Origin of the sequence: Roseovarius sp. D0-M9, from assembly GCF_037083805.1 — a bacterium.
GTDB lineage: Bacteria > Pseudomonadota > Alphaproteobacteria > Rhodobacterales > Rhodobacteraceae > Roseovarius.
In genome coordinates, this window is record NZ_JBAPKZ010000001.1 from 288922 (window position 1) to 306781 (window position 17860).

Annotated in this window: 20 protein-coding genes; 15 read left to right on the forward strand and 5 right to left on the reverse strand. The window is 63.4% G+C overall.

Annotated elements, in window-relative coordinates; translation table 11 throughout:
- Positions 1-13: 13 nt before the first annotated feature.
- Together glmS and glmU are read right to left on the reverse strand one after the other, a co-directional pair.
- Positions 14-1837 (reverse strand): glutamine--fructose-6-phosphate transaminase (isomerizing), encoded by a 1824-nt coding sequence (gene glmS / locus V8352_RS01445; protein ID WP_336422462.1) that lies wholly within the window; start codon positions 1835-1837, stop codon positions 14-16.
- Entirely contained in the window at positions 1837-3192 is a 1356-nt protein-coding gene (gene glmU / locus V8352_RS01450) for a bifunctional UDP-N-acetylglucosamine diphosphorylase/glucosamine-1-phosphate N-acetyltransferase GlmU (protein ID WP_336422463.1), read from the reverse strand. The genes glmS and glmU overlap by 1 nt, the downstream gene beginning before the upstream one ends.
- A 201-nt stretch (positions 3193-3393) precedes the next feature.
- Here glmU and V8352_RS01455 point away from each other — a divergent pair, with 201 nt between their 5' ends.
- Together V8352_RS01455 and V8352_RS01460 are read left to right on the forward strand one after the other, a co-directional pair.
- A complete protein-coding gene (locus V8352_RS01455) occupies positions 3394-4056 on the forward strand; it encodes an HAD-IA family hydrolase (RefSeq protein WP_336422464.1) in 663 nt (220 codons plus the stop codon).
- Positions 4053-5261, forward strand: coding sequence for a DegT/DnrJ/EryC1/StrS family aminotransferase (locus tag V8352_RS01460; protein ID WP_336422465.1), 1209 nt, complete (start codon positions 4053-4055; stop codon positions 5259-5261). Before V8352_RS01455 ends, V8352_RS01460 begins: the two co-directional genes overlap by 4 nt.
- Here V8352_RS01460 and V8352_RS01465 read toward each other — a convergent pair.
- Positions 5258-5728, reverse strand: a complete 471-nt coding sequence (locus V8352_RS01465) for a CreA family protein (RefSeq protein WP_336422466.1) — start codon at positions 5726-5728, stop codon at positions 5258-5260. The genes V8352_RS01460 and V8352_RS01465 overlap by 4 nt on opposite strands.
- A gap of 8 nt (positions 5729-5736) precedes the next feature.
- Positions 5737-6210, reverse strand: coding sequence for a pyridoxamine 5'-phosphate oxidase family protein (locus V8352_RS01470; protein ID WP_336422467.1), 474 nt, complete (start codon positions 6208-6210; stop codon positions 5737-5739).
- Between the two features lie 114 nt (positions 6211-6324).
- On the opposite strand from V8352_RS01470, the gene V8352_RS01475 reads away from it, so the two are divergent.
- Positions 6325-6624 (forward strand): hypothetical protein, encoded by a 300-nt coding sequence (locus tag V8352_RS01475; protein WP_336422468.1) that lies wholly within the window; start codon positions 6325-6327, stop codon positions 6622-6624.
- A gap of 40 nt (positions 6625-6664) precedes the next feature.
- Here V8352_RS01475 and V8352_RS01480 read toward each other — a convergent pair whose 3' ends face one another.
- Positions 6665-7288, reverse strand: a complete 624-nt coding sequence (locus V8352_RS01480) for an OmpW/AlkL family protein (RefSeq protein WP_336422469.1) — start codon at positions 7286-7288, stop codon at positions 6665-6667.
- A 338-nt stretch (positions 7289-7626) separates the two neighbouring features.
- On the opposite strand from V8352_RS01480, the gene V8352_RS01485 reads away from it, so the two are divergent.
- From V8352_RS01485 to nuoG, 12 genes are all read left to right on the forward strand, one after another.
- Positions 7627-8277 carry a glutathione S-transferase family protein gene (locus tag V8352_RS01485; RefSeq protein WP_336422470.1) on the forward strand — a complete coding sequence of 217 codons (651 nt, stop codon included), beginning with the start codon at positions 7627-7629 and terminating at the stop codon, positions 8275-8277.
- Positions 8278-8476: 199 nt separating this feature from the next.
- Positions 8477-8842 (forward strand): NADH-quinone oxidoreductase subunit A, encoded by a 366-nt coding sequence (locus V8352_RS01490; protein WP_336422471.1) that lies wholly within the window; start codon positions 8477-8479, stop codon positions 8840-8842.
- Entirely contained in the window at positions 8833-9366 is a 534-nt protein-coding gene (locus V8352_RS01495; protein ID WP_336422472.1) for a NuoB/complex I 20 kDa subunit family protein, read from the forward strand. The genes V8352_RS01490 and V8352_RS01495 overlap by 10 nt, the downstream gene beginning before the upstream one ends.
- Before the next feature lie 29 nt (positions 9367-9395).
- On the forward strand, positions 9396-10016 hold the full coding sequence (locus V8352_RS01500) for an NADH-quinone oxidoreductase subunit C (protein WP_336422473.1): 621 nt from the start codon (positions 9396-9398) through the stop codon (positions 10014-10016).
- Positions 10016-11257, forward strand: coding sequence for an NADH-quinone oxidoreductase subunit D (locus V8352_RS01505; protein WP_336422474.1), 1242 nt, complete (start codon positions 10016-10018; stop codon positions 11255-11257). Before V8352_RS01500 ends, V8352_RS01505 begins: the two co-directional genes overlap by 1 nt.
- Positions 11258-11328: 71 nt before the next feature.
- Entirely contained in the window at positions 11329-12552 is a 1224-nt protein-coding gene (locus V8352_RS01510; RefSeq protein WP_336422475.1) for an NADH-quinone oxidoreductase subunit E, read from the forward strand.
- An 85-nt stretch (positions 12553-12637) separates the two neighbouring features.
- The gene (locus V8352_RS01515) at positions 12638-13405 is read left to right on the forward strand and encodes an endonuclease (protein ID WP_336422476.1); all 768 of its coding nucleotides are present in this window, start codon (positions 12638-12640) and stop codon (positions 13403-13405) included.
- Between the two features lie 12 nt (positions 13406-13417).
- Entirely contained in the window at positions 13418-13639 is a 222-nt protein-coding gene (locus V8352_RS01520; RefSeq protein ID WP_336422477.1) for a DUF5337 domain-containing protein, read from the forward strand.
- 7 nt (positions 13640-13646) lie between these two features.
- Positions 13647-14945, forward strand: coding sequence for an NADH-quinone oxidoreductase subunit NuoF (nuoF, locus tag V8352_RS01525; RefSeq protein WP_336422478.1), 1299 nt, complete (start codon positions 13647-13649; stop codon positions 14943-14945).
- Positions 14946-14977: 32 nt separating this feature from the next.
- Positions 14978-15313, forward strand: coding sequence for a hypothetical protein (locus tag V8352_RS01530; RefSeq protein WP_336422479.1), 336 nt, complete (start codon positions 14978-14980; stop codon positions 15311-15313).
- A 124-nt stretch (positions 15314-15437) separates the two neighbouring features.
- Complete coding sequence (locus V8352_RS01535) at positions 15438-15839, forward strand: DUF5333 domain-containing protein (protein ID WP_336422480.1); 402 nt, start codon at positions 15438-15440, stop codon at positions 15837-15839.
- A 5-nt stretch (positions 15840-15844) separates the two neighbouring features.
- Complete coding sequence (gene nuoG, locus V8352_RS01540) at positions 15845-17857, forward strand: NADH-quinone oxidoreductase subunit NuoG (protein ID WP_336422481.1); 2013 nt, start codon at positions 15845-15847, stop codon at positions 17855-17857.
- Positions 17858-17860: the final 3 nt, after the last annotated feature.

The following is a 17860-nucleotide window of genomic DNA, read 5'->3' on the forward strand; positions in this document are numbered from 1 at the left end:
CTCGCGCCGCTTCCTATTCGACGGTGACGGATTTGGCCAGGTTGCGCGGCTGATCGACATCTGTGCCCTTGGTGACGGCGGTGTGATAGGCCAGAAACTGCATCGGCAACGCATAAAGGATCGGCGCGAGTACATCGTCAATGTCCGGCAGGACGATTGTCTGCCAAACGCCGTCCGAGGCTTCGGCTGCGCCGCCTGCGTCGGTGACGAGGATCACTTTGCCGCCGCGTGCCATCACCTCCTGCATGTTCGACACGGTCTTGTCGAAGAGCGCATCACGCGGGGCGACGACGACCACGGGCATATTCTCGTCAATGAGGGCGATGGGGCCGTGCTTCAGCTCACCTGATGCATAAGCTTCGGCATGTATATAGCTGATTTCCTTTAGCTTGAGAGCACCTTCGAGCGCGATTGGAAACATCAGCCCCCGCCCAAGGAAAAGCGCATCGCGCGATTTGGCCAGCCGCTGCGCCACGCCTCGCACCTCGGGTTCGATGCTCATCGCCTGATTGAGTGCGGCGGGCAGACCGCGCAGCGCCGCAAGCTTGGCCTTGAGGGCGTCGTCGCTGAGGCGACCGCGTGCATGGGCGGCCTTGAGGGCAAGAAGCAGCAGGACCGTCAACTGGCAGGTGAACGCCTTGGTCGAGGCGACACCGATCTCGACGCCGGCGTGAATGGACATGTTCAGATCGCTTTCCCGCGCGATCGAGCTTTCCGGAACGTTTGTGACCGCGAGGATCGTGCTGGCCTTGCCCGCGCAATAGCGCAGGGCCGCCAATGTGTCAGCCGTCTCGCCGGACTGACTGACAAAGAGCGCCGCCGTGCCCTCGGTCACGGGCGGCGTGCGATAGCGGAATTCGGAGGCGAAATCGACCTCGACCGGCATACCGGCCAACTGCTCAAACCAGTATTTCGCCGTGAGGCAGGCATAATACGCAGTCCCACAAGAGGCCATGACGATCCGGTCTATATTTGCAAAATCAATGCCTTCTCCCGGCAAGCGAATGTTTCCGGCATCGGATGAGATATAGGCGGCAAGCGCATCGCTGATCACTGTCGGCTGCTCGGCGATTTCCTTGGACATGAAATGCTTGTGCCCGGCCTTGTCGATCCGCGTGGCGTCGATGCGGATCGTGCGCGCCTCGCGTTCCACCGGCTGCCCTGCCGCGTCAGTGATCTTGATCGAACTGCGGGTGAGGATCGCGCAATCGCCCTCTTCGAGATAGGTGATGCGGTCGGTCATCGGCGCCAGCGCGATCGCATCCGAGCCGATATAGACCTCGCCATCGCCATGGCCGATGGCCAGTGGGCTGCCCTTGCGCGCGGCGATCATCAGGTCGCTCTCGCCGTCAAAGAGAAAAGCCAGGGCATAGGCGCCTTCCAGCCGGGCGAGGGTGCAGCGCGCGGCCTCTTCGGGCGATGCGCCCTGATCGAGGTGGTGCTGGGCCAGCAGGGCAACCGTTTCGGTATCGGTCTCGGTCTGGTGCGATATGCCCGCCTTGGACAGATCGGCGCGCAGGTCGCGGTAATTCTCGATGATGCCATTATGCACGACGGCGACGCGGCCGGCGCGATGCGGGTGCGTGTTGGTCAGCGTCGGCGCGCCATGCGTGGCCCAGCGGGTGTGCCCGACGCCCGACTTACCTGCCAGCGGCTCGTGCACCAGAAGGTCGCTGAGGTTGACCAGCTTGCCGACCGCGCGGCGGCGGTCCAACGTGCCCTCGTTGACGGTGGCGATTCCGGCGCTGTCATAGCCGCGATATTCCAGCCGCTTGAGGGCCTCGACCAGCGTGGGGGAAACCTCGTGCTTGCCCAGTATTCCGACGATGCCACACATTATGAAGACCCCTTGTTTCGCATATCTTTTTTCTTCCTCAACGCGTCGAAGAACTTCTGGGCAAAGCCCGGCTTGATCTCTTGGTGGGCGCGGCTGATGGCGAGTGCGCCATCCGGAACATCGCGCGTTATGACCGAGCCCGAGCCGATCAGCGCGCCGCCGCCGACAGTTACTGGCGCGACCAGCATTGTGCCCGACCCGATAAAGGCGCCCGCCCCGATGGCCGTGCGATGCTTCATCACGCCGTCATAATTGCAGGTCACCGTGCCTGCGCCGATGTTGCAGCCCTCGCCAAGATCGGCGTCGCCGATATAGGTGAGGTGATTGACCTTGGCGCCTTGCTCCAGCACCGCGTTCTTGATCTCGACGAAATTGCCGACGCGCACATCCTCGGCCAGTTCTGCGCCGGGGCGCAGGCGGGCGTAGGGGCCGACAACAGCGCCGCGCGCGACGTGGCATCCCTCAAGGTGACTGAAGGCGCGGATATGCGCCCCGTTCTCGACCGTGACGCCGGGGCCAAAGACCACGTTCGGCTCGATCTGTGTGTCTGGTCCGATGACAGTGTCGAAGGCGAAATGGACCGTCGCCGGCGCCTGCATCATGACACCGTCGTCAAAGGCGTTCTGGCGCGCGCGAGACTGGAACAGCGCCTCGGCAGAGGCCAGTTCGGCGCGGGAATTGACGCCCAGCGTCTCGGCCTCATCGCAGGCGATGGCCGTCGCGCCAAGCCCTCGGTTGCGGGCAATGGCGATGATGTCGGTCAGGTAATATTCGCCGGAGGCGTTGTCGTTGCCGACCGCGTCGATCAGCTGAAAGAGGGTCTGGCTATCTGCCGCGATAACGCCGGAATTACAGAAAGTTACGGCCTTCTCTTGATCTGATGCATCCTTGAATTCGACGATTCGCTCCAATGTCTCGCCCTGCATGACGAGGCGTCCGTAGCGTCCCGGATCGGCGGCCTCAAAGCCCAGGACGACCACGTCATGGGTGCGGCGCGCCTCGATCATCCGCTCCAGCGTTTCGGGCTGGATAAAGGGCGTGTCGCCGTAAAGAACCAGCGCGTCGCCGTCATGCCCGTCCAGTGCGGATCGCGCCTGCGCCACGGCATGGGCGGTGCCCAGCTGCTGCTCCTGACGGACGCAGCGGATATCCTCGTCATGCTCGAGCGCGGCGGCCTCGACGGATTCGGCGCCGTGGCCGGTGACGACCGCAATGCGCGCAGGGTCGAGCGTGGCCCCCGCGCGCAAGGCGTGAACCAGCATCGGCGCGCCCGCGATCGGGTGCAGCACCTTGGGCAGGTCAGACTTCATGCGCGTGCCTTTACCTGCGGCAAGGACGATCAGGGCAGTGCTCATAGAGGCGTTTCTCCAAGATTTTCTTTGTATCGCGGGCCCGGTCGTTTTATCTGCCTGAGGCGCAGGTGCAAGAGACGCAAGATCAAACTAGATTGCCGATTGTGACAGGATCGGGCGGAAAAGCGCTGCCGGTGACGTCACGGGGAACGTGACGCAGAATGGCGCGGGCAAATTGCACGGGCAAAATCAGGAGGGGCGCGGGTGCGCAGCATCATCTTTGATCTCGACGGCACGTTGGCCGATACCAGCGGTGATCTGGTCGCCGCCGCCAACCATTGCTTTCGCCATATGGGCGCTGGCGACCAATTGGGCGTGGCGGATGCAGGAACGGCCCTGAAGGGCGGGCGTGCAATGCTGACCTTGGGCCTCGAGCGGATGGGGCAAAGCGCGGATGCAGCACTGCTTGATCGCTATTATCCAATTCTTCTGGATGCCTATGAGGCCGAGATCAACACGCATACCGTGTTCTATCCCGGTGCGCTCGATGCCGTTGCCGCGCTGGTCGCGGCGGATTTCAAGGTGGCGGTCTGCACCAACAAGCCCGAGTATCTTGCGCGCCAATTGCTGGCCCGGATGGGTGTGCTGGATCTTTTCGGTGCGCTGATCGGCGCCGATACACTGCATGTGCGCAAGCCTGACCCCGAGCCGCTGCGCGAAGCCGCGCGGCGGGCGGGCGGCGATCCGGCCCGTGCGCTGATGGTGGGCGATACCATCACCGACCATGATACGGCGCGCGCAGCGGGCGTGCCCTCGGTTCTGGTGACCTTCGGGCCGAACGGCGCGGATATGCGGGCCCTCTCGCCCGATGCGCTCTTGGATGATTTTGCGGATTTGCCCGCCATTGCCGCGCGGCTCTTGGTATGAGCATGGCAGGCGAGGTCTTTACCGGCAGCTTTACCCAGCAGGAGCCGATTCCGGAGGAGGCGATCGAGGCCGCCGTCGCGGTCATGCGCTCGGGGCGGCTGCATCGCTATAACACCGACGATGGCGAGGTCGCTGCGCTCGAGCGTGAGTTTGCGGCCTATACGGGCGCAAGATATGCGCTGGCGGTTGCCTCGGGCGGCTATGCGATGGGCGCGGCGCTGCGTGCTGTCGGGGTGCAGCCGGGCGACAAGGTGCTGACCAATGCCTTTACGCTCGCCCCCGTGCCGGGGGCCATCGCGGGCGTTGGTGCGGTGCCGGTGTTCGTCGGCGTGACCGAAGCGCTGACCATCGACCTCGATGACCTTGCCGCGAAGGCCGGCGAGGCGCGTGTCCTGATGCTGAGCCATATGCGCGGGCATCTGGCGGACATGGACCGGCTCATGCAGATCTGCGGCGACGCGGGCGTCACGGTGATCGAGGATTGCGCGCATACGATGGGCGCTGCGTGGCGCGGCCGCATGTCGGGGCGCGACGGGCTGATCGGATGCTATTCGGTGCAGACCTACAAGCATATGAACGCGGGCGAGGGCGGATTGCTCATCACCGACGACGACGACGTGGCGGCCCGCGCGATCCTGCTGTCAGGCTCTTACATGCTCTATGCGCGTCATGGCACGCGCCCGCCCGAGGCAGCCTTTGCGCGGGCCAAATACCTGACGCCGAACATATCCGGCCGGATGGACAACCTGCGCGCGGCGATCCTGCGCCCACAGCTGCGCAAGCTGGGCGCGCAATGCGCGGCATGGACGGCGCGCTACCGCGTGGTCGAAGAGGGTTTGCGCGGCACGCCGGGCCTTGGCATCATCGACCGGCCCGAGGAGGAGACGTTCGTCGGCTCCTCCATCCAGTTCCTCTTGCCCGATTGGCCTGACGCGGCCGTGGGCGAGGTGATCGCGCGCTGCGCCGCGCGGGGCGTGCAGCTCAAATGGTTCGGCGGGGCCGAGCCCGAGGGATTCACCAGCCGCTATGACAGCTGGCATTATGCCCCGAGCGCCCGGATGCCCGCCAGCGACCGGGTGCTGCGCGCGATCCTGGACATGCGCTTGCCATTGACCTTTAGTCTGGAGGATTGCGTGCTGATCGCCCGCATCATCTGCGCCGAAGTCGGCGCCGTCTGGCAGTCCATCGGTGAACGGACAGGCTAATCCGCCGCGCGGCCCGTCGCCGGGCCAATCGGCACGGTCGAGATCGAGACCTTGGCCGATCCTTGGGTCAACTCGCGCGCGTGCGCGACATAGATCAATGTGCGGTTCGCCTCGTCATAGATGCGCTTGACGCGCAGGGACTTGAAGATGATCGAGCGGCTGGCACGAAAGACATCCTCGCCGCTGTGGCTGCGGTCGATCTGACCCAGCGTGATCGGGCCGGTCTGCTGGCATTCGATCGCGCTGTTCGACGGATCCTCGAACCAGTTGCCATTGGCCAACCGGTCGATCAGGCCGCGCTGGAAATAGGCCAGATGGCAGGTGACGCCACTGACATCTGGATCGGCGATCGCCTCGATCACGATGTCATTTCCAGCCCAGTCGACGCCGATATTTCCCACTTCCTCGGCGATGGCCTGCGACGCGAAGGAGGCCGCCAAACCGGCGGCCCCCAGAACATGTGCCATGCGGCCCATCAGAATCGGATCTTGCCATGAGAGCCGGGTTTGGCCTTGTCATCGCTCATGGCCGATGTCGCCATCTCGTAGAACGCCTTGGCCGTGCTGTCATGCGCCCAGATTTCCGCCGATTTCGGCGTGAAGCGGACGAGGCGGACCTCGGGGTCGTCCTTGCCCTCTTCGAACCAGGCCGCATCGAGGGGAGACCAGATTTCATCCAGCTTTTCGCGGTTGGTCTCAATCGAGAGGGCGCCATCAATCACTGCGTAGATCTTGGCGTCGCCCGATGCGATCTGATAGCGCGCATCCTTGCCGGCTGCGGCATCCTCGCCAATGTCGGTGTGGCTGGCAGTCAGAAACCACAGGGCACCGTCATCGCGGCGCACATGATGTGCCATGGGGCGCGGATCGGTCCCCGTTGCGGACAGCATGCCGACATTGACGTTTTCGATACGGTCCCAGAAAGTGTCTTTCAGGTCGTGGTCGCTCATGCGGGTCTCCTCTTGCATGTCGTTCAATTCGCAAGGGGAACGATGTGCAGTGCCGCGCGGTTCCTTGCACCTCGGCAGTTCCCGGCGGCCCGGCAAGATGCGGAAGGAGGCAAGGTGCAGCGCTGGATGTTTTTCCTGCCTCTGATCGGCCTTGTCGCTGCGACGGCGGTCATCGGGCTGTCGATGGGGCGCAAGGCGGCGCTGCGCTCGGACGAGACCGAAGTCATCACCCGCATCGCCGCGCTTTATGTCGAGCAGGCCGGGCCGGGCGCGGCCGAGACGGATTGCACCGCGCGCCTCGCCACGTCAGAGGCATTGTGGCTGGTGGTGACCTGCGCACCCGAGGGGCGCGCAGGTCGAACATATTACATCGACCGCTTTGGCGAGGTGGCGCATGTGGATGCGCCCGGCTGAGCCGCGAATGTGGCGCGTGGTCGATCTGGCCCCGGAAGGCTCAGAAGCGATGGACGTAGGCCGCGCCGATGACCAAGGGGTCGATATCCACCTTGCCGATCTTGGCGCCATTCACCTTCACGTCGGTGCCGATATCGATGTAGCGCATGTCAAGGCGCAGCGAGCCGCGCTCGGACACCTTGAAATCGACGCCCGCATGTGCGGCAAGGCCCCAGCTATCCTCAAGATCGAGCTGCGCGCCGGCCAGCGCGCCAGTGCCGACATCGTCGAAAAAGGTGGTGTAGTTGATGCCCAGACCGACGAAGGGCGTGACATTGCTTTGATTCACGAAGTGGTACTGGATCGACAGCACGGGGGGCAGGTGCTTGGTCTTGCCGATCTTGCCGGCGCCCGCGAGGCTGATGTCATGTTCGAAGGGCCATGCCGCGAGCACCTCGATCCCGACCTTGTCGGCGATGAAGTATTCGAAGGTCAGGGTCGGGCGGGTGTTGTCGCCAACGCTGATCTGGCCTGCCGCGGTGGTCGAGGCGCCGCCTTGGGGATTGACGTTGTGGACACCGATACCGACCGTCATGTCGCCCTTGCTCTGGGCGAGGGCGGGCGCGGCGGGGGCTGCGAGTGCAGCCACGAAGGCGGCTGCGGTCAGTGTTTTGCGGGTGGTCATGGCTCTTCTCCTTGCAAGCTCGGCAGGGGTCTAGCGCAAGCTTGAAGGGGCGGTTTTGACATGGGTCAAGCTGCGATGCTTGTCTGCGCATGGCTGTCATGCGCTCAGAGCATAACGATTGTAATGCGCGCCACTTGGCCATGAAGCGGCGCGGCATCGGGCGGATTTGGGGGTTTCGCCAAGAAAAAACACATTCGGGTGCATCCCGGCAGGGCGTTTCGGGGTTAGATGTGCTGAGCCTGTCCGCGACTGGCGCGGTGTGCCGGCGCTTCTGGCGTTTTCATAGGCGCATTGCGCGCCGCTGGGCAGGCGCAAGACAGAAGGGAAAAGAGGATCCTATGATCACGCTTTATCATGTGCCGCAGAGCCGCTCCATGCGGGTGCTCTGGCTGCTGAACGAACTCGGTGAGCCGTTCCAACTGGTCGAGATGCCGTATGACGGCTCGCTTGGCACCGAGGAGTTTCTGACCCGCTCGCCTGCGGGGCGCGTGCCCGCGCTGGAAATCGAGGGCGAGCGCATGTTCGAGAGCGGCGCGATCGTGGAATACCTCTGCGAGCGCTTTCCCGAACGCGGGATGGGCCGCGCCCCTGGTGCGATGGACCGGATGGCCTGGCTGGTCTGGGTGCATTTCGCCGAGACGGTCAGCCAGCATGTCGGTGCCTTGACCTTGCAGCACGTCGTGCTGGGCGAGGAGGGCAGCGATGCGACCAAGAGCGCGGAGCTGGCGCGGCTGCGCCACTGCTATGAGGCGATCGAGGCGCGGCTGAGCACGCCGGTTGAGAATCGCGACTATCTGCTGACGGGCGGATATTCGGCGGCTGATATCTGCGTGGGGCAGGCGGTCTACATGGCGCGGCATTTCCTGCGCACGGACGGCTTTCCCGAGCTCTCGGCCTGGTTCGAGCGCATCACCGAGCGGCAGAGCTACCTGGACGCTCTGCCGGGCGAGACCAGCAGCCGCATGTACGAACAGGAGTTCTATGAGTAGTATTCCTGCATTTGCCGCCTGTTGGTTTCTTTGGCGTCGCCCGGATCCGTCGCTTGCGCTGCCTGCACCTGCGGCGATGCGCCCTAATATGGCCGCGACCCGTTGACCCCCATCGGGGGCGGGAGTAAACCGTGCCAAAGCCTGTCACGCCCTCATGGGCACCCGCATGCGCTGCGGTCTTGCAGAAAAGGAGCCTCCTTTGGAAGAGATGTTGAGGGAATACCTTCCCATACTGGTCTTTCTGGCCGTTGCTATCGGCCTTGGTGTCATCCTGATCGTGGCCTCGCTGGTTCTGGCGGGGCGCAATCCCGACCCTGAAAAGGTCAGCGCGTATGAATGTGGCTTCAACGCCTTCGACGATGCGCGGATGAAGTTCGACGTGCGGTTCTACCTCGTGTCGATCCTCTTCATCATCTTCGATCTGGAAATCGCGATGCTGTTCCCATGGGCCGTGGCGTTTCAGGACATCAGCATGGCGGCCTTCTGGTCGATGATGGTGTTTCTGGGCGTTCTGACCATCGGCTTTGCCTACGAATGGAAAAAGGGAGCCCTCGAATGGGAGTAGCCACCTCGCCCAACCACGCTGGTGCCGACCGCGAGGTCGCCACACAGGACCTGAACCGCGAGTTGCAGGACAAGGGCTTTCTCTTGACCGCATCCGAGGACATCATCAACTGGGCGCGCACCGGCAGCCTGCACTGGATGACCTTCGGCCTTGCGTGCTGTGCCGTCGAGATGATGCATACGTCGATGCCGCGCTACGACGCCGAGCGGTTTGGTGTCGCGCCGCGCGCCAGCCCGCGCCAGTCGGACGTGATGATCGTTGCCGGCACGCTGACCAACAAGATGGCGCCCGCCCTGCGCAAGGTCTATGACCAGATGCCCGAGCCGCGTTATGTGATCTCGATGGGCAGCTGTGCCAATGGCGGCGGCTATTATCACTACAGTTATTCGGTGGTGCGCGGCTGCGATCGCATCGTGCCCGTGGACATCTATGTGCCGGGGTGCCCGCCGACAGCCGAGGCGCTGCTCTATGGCATCCTGCAACTGCAACGCAAGATCCGCCGCACCGGAACGATCGTCCGCTGAGGCGGGCGCATGACGTCAAGGGGAATGACATGACCGAAGCGCTCAAGGAACTGGGCAGCCATATCGAGACGAAGCGCGCCGATTGCGTGCTGGGCTGGAGTGTGGATCGCGGCGAGCTGACGGTCGATGTGGCCCTCAGCAGCATCAAGGGGCTGGTCGAATTTCTGAAAACCGACAGCACGTGCCGCTTCTCGTCGCTGGTGGATATCACTGCGGTGGACTATCCTGAGCGGGCCAAACGGTTCGACGTGGTCTATCATTTCCTCAGCATGTATCAAAACCATCGTATCCGCCTGCGTGTCGCCACCCGGATGGAGGATATGGTGCCCTCGATAACTGACATCCACCCGTCGGCCAACTGGTTCGAGCGCGAGGTGTTCGACATGTTCGGCATCCTTTTCTCGGGCCACCCCGACCTGCGCCGCATCCTCACCGACTACGGGTTTCGCGGCCATCCGCTGCGCAAGGATTTCCCGACCACGGGCTATACCGAGGTGCGCTATGACGAAAATCAGAAGCGCGTCGTCTATGAGCCTGTGAGCCTCGTGCAGGAATACCGCCAGTTCGACTTCATGTCGCCGTGGGAGGGGGCTGAATACGTCCTGCCCGGCGATGAGAAGACCGATGGGAAGAAAGAGGGGGCGAAGTGATGGACGGCGATATCCGCACCAACACGTATGATGACGGATCGCGCGATTTTGAATCGGGCGAGCAGCAGATCCGCAACTTCAACATCAACTTCGGCCCGCAACACCCTGCTGCACACGGTGTTTTGCGCCTTGTGCTAGAGCTGGACGGCGAGATCGTCGAGCGGTGCGACCCGCATATCGGCCTGCTGCATCGCGGCACCGAGAAGCTGATGGAAAGCCGCACGTATCTGCAGAACCTACCATATCTCGACAGGCTGGATTACGTGGCGCCGATGAATCAGGAACATGCCTGGTGCCTCGCGATCGAGCGTCTTTGCGGCATCGAGGTGCCGCGCCGCGCCAGCCTGATCCGCGTGCTTTATTCCGAGATCGGCCGCATCCTCAGCCATCTGCTGAACGTGACGACGCAGGCGATGGACGTGGGTGCGCTGACGCCGCCGCTCTGGGGCTTTGAAGAGCGCGAAAAGCTGATGATCTTTTACGAGCGGGCCTGCGGCGCGCGTTTGCATGCGGCCTATTTCCGGCCCGGCGGCGTGCATCAGGACCTGCCGAACGATCTGATCGACGATATCGAGACATGGGCCAAGCATTTCCCCAATGTGATGGACGATATCGACGGCCTTTTGACCGAGAACCGGATTTTCAAGCAGCGTAACGCCGATATCGGCGTCGTCAGCGAGCAGGATGCGCTTGATTGGGGCTTTTCAGGTGTGATGGTGCGCGGCAGCGGCATGGCGTGGGATTTGCGCCGGGCGCAACCCTATGAATGCTATGACGAATTCGAATTCCAGATTCCCGTGGGCAAGAATGGCGACTGCTATGATCGCTATCTCTGCCGCATGGAGGAGATGCGCCAGTCGGTCCACATCATCCATCAGGCCATCGAGAAGCTGCGCGCCCCCGAGGGCAAGGGCGATATCCTTGCCCGTGGCAAGATGACCCCGCCCAAGCGCAATGACATGAAGACGTCGATGGAAGCGCTGATCCATCACTTCAAACTCTATACCGAGGGCTTTCACGTCCCCGAGGGCGAGGTTTATGCCGCCGTCGAGGCGCCCAAGGGCGAGTTCGGCGTCTATATGGTCAGCGACGGGTCGAACAAGCCCTACCGCATCAAGCTGCGCGCCCCCGGCTACCTGCACTTGCAGGCGATGGACTACATCGCGAGCGGGCATCAACTGGCCGATGTGGCTGCGATCATCGGCACGATGGATGTCGTCTTTGGCGAGATCGACAGATGAGCGCCGCCGCATTTGCCTCCCGCGCCGCCGCGCGGGCCACTGACATGATACGCACGAAAGAGAGCGCCTAGATGCTTCGTCGCCTCCACCATGAACAGCCCGCAAGCTTTGCCTTCACCCCTGCCAATCAGGCGTGGGCCGAGGCGCAGATTACCAAGTATCCCGAAGGCCGTCAGGCCAGCGCGATCATCCCGCTGCTTTGGCGCGCGCAGGAGCAGGAGGGCTGGCTGACCCGTCCCGCGATCGAGGGCATCGCCGACATGTTGGGCATGGCCTACATGCGGGCGGTCGAGGTCGCGTCATTTTACTTCATGTTCCAGCTGCATCCTGTTGGCAGCGTTGCAAATATTCAGGTCTGTGGCACCACGTCCTGCATGATCTGCGGGGCTGAGGATCTGGTCGCCGTCTGCCGTGAGAAGATCGCGGACAAGCCGCATACTCTGAGCCAAGATGGCAAGTTCAGCTGGGAAGAGGTCGAGTGCCTTGGCGCCTGCGCGAATGCGCCGATGGCCCAAATCGGCAAGGATTACTACGAGGATCTGACCGCCGAGCGGCTGGGCGAGATCATTGACGAGCTGGCATCTGGCAAAGTGCCCACGCCGGGTCCGCAGCAGGGCCGATTTGCCTCCGAACCCGCGTCCGGACTGACCAGCCTCAAGGACTTCGACAGCGGGCAAAAGGCCCATAACGCCTCGGTGCAGCTGGCCACCGATCTGGGCGAGACGATCAAGCGGATCGACGGCACCGAGGTGCCTTTGCTCGCGCCCTGGCGTGACAGGGGCGCAATGCACCAGCCCGCCAAGCCGAACGTCAAGGTGTTGGACGCGCCCCTTGATATCGTCAAGGAAACCGGCCGGATCGACACCGAGAAGGCCGCCAAGGGCGATGCCGCCTCCTCCAAGGGCAAGCCGGACGAGGGCACCGTGGCCAGCGCGCCCAAGAGCGAGCCTTCGCCAAAGACCCAGAAGACGGCCAAGACCTCCAAGGCGACACCCGACGCACCGCAGGTCGTGGGCGAGACCGCAGGCGCGCCTGATGACGCGGTGTCCGGCAAGAAGCCCAAAGTGCTCAAAGCTGCGCGCAAAGAAGGGGCGGACGATCTCAAGCGGATCAAGGGCGTCGGCCCAAAGCTCGAGGCGCTGCTCAATCGTCTTGGGTTCTATCACTTCGATCAGATCGCCTCATGGACGCCGGAAGAAACCGCTTGGGTCGATGAGAATCTGGAGGGCTTCAAGGGCCGTGCCACTCGTGATGACTGGGCCGGGCAGGCCAGGAGGCTTGCGTCCGGTGACTGAGAGGGCCTTTGCCAAAGGGGCCCAAAAGGGCGATGCTTACGACTGATCCTAGCCGTGCGCGCCAAGCCTCGAGGAGGACATAACGATGACGACCGATCATTCTGCCAAGAAATGCGCCAGCACATGTTGGTACATCGCCGTTGGCGCGGGCCTTCTCTTGGCCATCATCCTGATTGCTGGCGCGGGCTGGGCCTTCTTGTGGGCTCTGCTGGTTGGCGTGCTGGTGTTCCTTGTCGCAGGGTTTGTTCTGCCTCAGGTGATCTGCACCGAAAAGACGCCAAAAAAGCCGCATAAACCCTCCAGTCTGGCAGCCGATGCGCGCCCAGAGGCCAAACCGTCCCCAGCCCCGCAGGCTCATCCGGCGCCCGCCAGCGCGGCAAGGCCCGAGCCTGCAGAGCCCAAGGCCGCGCCTGCTGCGCAGCCCGCTAAGGCATCAGAGCCAGCCGAGCCGAAAGAGAAGCCCGAGCCATCTAGAGAGCAGATGGCACCGGCAGCAAAAGCGGTTTCGGACAACGCCGACCCCGAGGGGCCCGCAGAGGCGCCTGCGAATGACGGTAAGCCCAACGGCGACAAGCCCGGTGTGCTGGCCGCGCCGCGCGGCGGCAAGCCGGACGATCTCAAGATGATCAAGGGTATCGGTCCCAAGCTGGAAAAGCTGCTTAACGGCATGGGCTTTTATCATTACGACCAGATCGCGAACTGGACGAGTGCCGAGGTGGCTTGGGTTGATGAGAACCTGCAAGGGTTCAAGGGCCGTGCCACCCGCGATGACTGGACGGGGCAGGCGGCTCAGCTGGCCAACGGGCAAGAGACCGAGTTTTCGTCACGCGCCTCCAAGGGTGATTTTTCCTGATGCGCGGCGCATATGAGTGATACTGGCAAGGACCAGGCCCGATCGGGCCGACGCGCTGCCATGGTGATCGCGGCGACGGCCATCCTGTGGGTGGCTGCAACCATGATCGGCACTAGTTTTGGACTGAGCCAGCGCGAGTTGGCACTGTTCGATCTGATGGCTCTCGGGGGATTCCTCTGGGCCGTCTGGATGATCTACAATATCTGGCGTGCGCGTCAGAAAAATCAGGGGTAACGGCGCAATGCTGAAAGACCAGGACCGTATCTTTACCAACCTTTACGGGATGCATGATCGCACGCTCAAGGGCGCGCAGGCGCGCGGCCATTGGGATGGCACGGCCAAGATCCTGCAAAACGGCCGTGACTGGATCGTCGACCAGATGAAGGCCTCCGGGCTGCGCGGTCGCGGCGGTGCGGGCTTCCCGACCGGGCTCAAGTGGTCGTTCATGCCCAAGGAAAGCGATGGGCGCCCCGCCTATCTCGTCGTCAACGCGGACGAGTCCGAGCCGGGCACCTGCAAGGACCGCGAGATCATGCGCCATGATCCGCACACCCTGATCGAGGGCTGTCTGATCGCCAGCTACGCGATGCAGGCCCACGCGTGCTACATCTACATTCGCGGCGAATACATCCGCGAGAAGGAGGCGCTTCAGATCGCCATCGACGAGGCTTATGATGCGGGCCTGGTGGGGCGCAATGCCTGCAAGTCGGGCTATGATTTTGACATCTATCTGGTCCACGGCGCAGGCGCCTATATCTGCGGCGAAGAGACGGCGCTGCTGGAATCGCTCGAGGGCAAGAAGGGCATGCCGCGCATGAAGCCGCCTTTCCCGGCGGGCGCGGGCCTTTATGGCTGCCCGACCACCGTGAACAACGTCGAAAGCATCGCGGTCGTGCCGACGATCTTGCGGCGCGGGGCGGAATGGTTTGCGGGCTTTGGCCGCCCAAACAACGCGGGCACCAAGATCTTTGCGATTTCGGGTCATGTGAACAATCCCTGCGTGGTTGAGGAATCCATGTCGATCTCTTTCGAGGAACTGATCGAAAAGCACTGTGGCGGGATCCGGGGCGGCTGGGACAACCTCAAGGCGGTGATACCCGGCGGCTCGTCCGTGCCTTGCGTGCGCGGCGAGAACATGCGCGATGCAATCATGGATTACGATTACCTGCAAAAGGATCTGCGCTCGGGTCTGGGCACGGCGGCGGTGATCGTGATGGACCAGAGCACCGACATCATCAAGGCGATCTGGCGGCTATCGAAATTCTACAAGCATGAAAGCTGCGGCCAGTGCACCCCCTGCCGCGAGGGCACGGGCTGGATGATGCGCGTGATGGATCGCCTTGTCACCGGCGATGCCGAACCCGAGGAGATCGACATGCTGCTCGACGTGACCAAACAGGTCGAGGGACATACGATCTGCGCGCTCGGCGATGCGGCGGCCTGGCCCATTCAGGGTCTCATCCGCAACTTCCGGGACGAGATCGAAGACCGTATCAAGCATAAGCGCGGCACGACCGCGCGCCCCGTGGCCGCAGAGTGAGCGGTCAGCGGTCAGAAATTCGGAGTGGTAAGATGAACGCGAAACCGATCACGATGGCCCTTTGCGCCGCACTGGCGCTTGGCGCGTGCGCCAAGTCCGGTGAAAGAGTGCGCTTTGACGGGAATTACTATCCCGCCAAACTCGACAAGGTCGGCGACCGCCGCGAAGATTTCGTGGTCGCGGTTCGCGATCCGGGGCAGGGCATCGAGGGCGCGCGCGAAGCGGGACGCTTTGAGGCGACACGCTATTGCATCGAGACATTTGGCGACAGCACCGTCAATTGGCAGCAGGGCTATGACCCCGATGCCAATGCGTCGGTGATCGACAACGGCCGTCTGATTTTGCGCGGGAGCTGCGTGATATGGTAGGACTGGCGGCGATACTGGCGGCATTCAGCGCATGTTATTGCATAACTGCGGCCGGCATCCCTAGCTGCGGTGGAGTGGCGCGTGCTGTTGCGCGCGCCCACACACGCATGAAAGGAGTATCGCCATGCGCCTGATTCTGACCACACTCGTTGCCCTGTCGCTTGCCGGAGGGGCCAGCGCCGCCCGTGCCGACCTTGGGGCCGAGAAGGATATTAATGCCGGCCTGCTGGCCATCGCCGCGGCCGACAAGATCCGCCGCGAATGCGGTGATATCTCGGGCAAGTTCTGGGCCGCGCGCTCTTATGTCAATCAGCTCAAGGGCATGGCGCAAAAGCGTGGCTATACCGATGCCCAGATCGACGCCTACGTCAATGACGACGCCGAGCAGGCCAAGATGCGCGAGCGCCGCAACGCCTATTTCAAGTCGAAAGGCGCGAGCAATCTGGACGCCGCAAGCCTGTGCCGCCTCGGCCAAGATGAAATCAAGAACCGCAGCCGCATCGGCTCATTCCTGAAAGCAAAGTGAACAGCATGACGAACCTCCGCAAAGTGAACATCGACGGGACCGAGATCGAAGTGGATGGGGCGATGACCCTCATTCAAGCGTGTGAAGAGGCGGGCGTGGAAATTCCACGCTTTTGCTATCACGAGCGGCTGTCGATCGCCGGAAACTGCCGGATGTGCCTTGTGGAGGTCGTCGGCGGCCCGCCCAAGCCGGCGGCGAGCTGTGCCATGCAGGTGCGCGATCTGCGCCCCGGCAAGGACGGTGAGCCGCCGGTCGTGCGCACCAACAGCCCCATGGTCAAGAAGGCCCGCGAGGGCGTGATGGAATTTCTGCTGATCAATCACCCGCTGGATTGCCCGATCTGCGATCAGGGCGGTGAATGTGATCTTCAGGATCAGGCGATGGCTTATGGCGTGGATTTCAGCCGCTTTCGCGAGCCCAAGCGCGCAACCGAGGATCTGGACCTTGGCCCGCTGGTCGAGACGCATATGACGCGCTGCATTTCCTGCACCCGCTGCGTGCGCTTTACCACCGAGGTCGCGGGCATCAGCCAGATGGGCCAGACGGGCCGGGGCGAGGATGCCGAGATCACGTCATATTTGGGCGAGACGCTGGACAGCAACATGCAGGGCAACATCATTGATTTGTGCCCGGTCGGTGCGCTGGTCTCCAAGCCGTATGCGTTTACCGCGCGCCCTTGGGAGCTGACCAAGACCGAGACGATCGACGTGATGGACGCGCTTGGCTCGAACATCCGGGTCGATACCAAGGGCCGCGAAGTCATGCGGATGCTGCCACGCAACCATGACGGCGTGAACGAGGAATGGATTTCCGACAAGACGCGCTTTGTCTGGGATGGCCTGCGCCGCCAGCGCCTGGATGTTCCCTACATCCGCGAGAACGGCAAGCTGCGCGCCGCCACCTGGCCCGAGGCGCTGAGTGCCGCCGCCGTCGCCATGAAGGGCAAAAAGGTGGCCGGCCTCGTCGGTGATCTGGTGCCGGTCGAGGCCGCCTTTGCGCTCAAGCAACTGATCGAGGGGCAGGACGGCCATGTGGAATGCCGCACCGATGGGGCCAAGCTGCCGAGCGGCAACCGCTCGGGCTATGTCGGCACAGCGCGGATCGAGGATCTGGATGACGCCGCCAGCGTCACGATCATCGGCGCGAACCCCGCCATTGAGGCCCCGGTGCTGAATGCGCGCATTCGCAAGGGGTGGCTGCGCGGCGCCACCGTCAGCTTGATCGGCGAGGCCTGCGATCTGACCTATGACTACGACCACGCGGGCGAGGATCGTGCCGCGCTGGAGAAGCTGGCGTCGGACGCCCAGAAATCCGACGGCAAGTCCGTTGTCATCGTGGGGCAGGGCGCACTGCAAGAGGCCGATGGCGAGGCTGTTCTGGCGCACGCGATGGCGCTGGTGGAAAAGACCGGCGGGTTGCTCATGGTGCTGCACACCGCTGCGGGCCGCGTCGGCGCGATGGACGCAGGCTGCACCACCGAAGGCGGCCTCGAGGCCGCGCTGGAGGGCGCCGAGGTGATCTATAACCTCGGATCGGACGAGACCGAGATCAAGGACGGCCCCTTTGTCATCTATCAGGGCAGCCACGGCGACCGCGGCGCGCACCGCGCTGACGTGATCCTGCCGGGCGCCGCCTACACCGAAGAGCAGGGCCTCTTTGTGAACACAGAAGGGCGCCCGCAACTGGCGCTGCGCGCCAATTTCGCCCCCGGCGAGGCCAAGGAAAACTGGGCCATCCTGCGCGCCCTTTCGGGCGAGATGGACAGCGTTCTGCCCTATGACAGCCTGCCGCAACTGCGCCAGGCGCTGGTGGCCGAAGTGCCGCATCTGGCACAGATCGACCAGGTGCCCGAGAACGAATGGCAGCCAATCGCGCCCAAGGACATGGGCAAGGCGACCTTCCGCAGCGCCGTCAAGGACCACTACCTGACCAACCCTGTCGCCCGCGCGAGCCAGCTGATGGCCGAGCTGAGCGCAGGGGCAAAGGCCCGCCGGGCACCCAAGCTGGCGGCGGAGTGACGG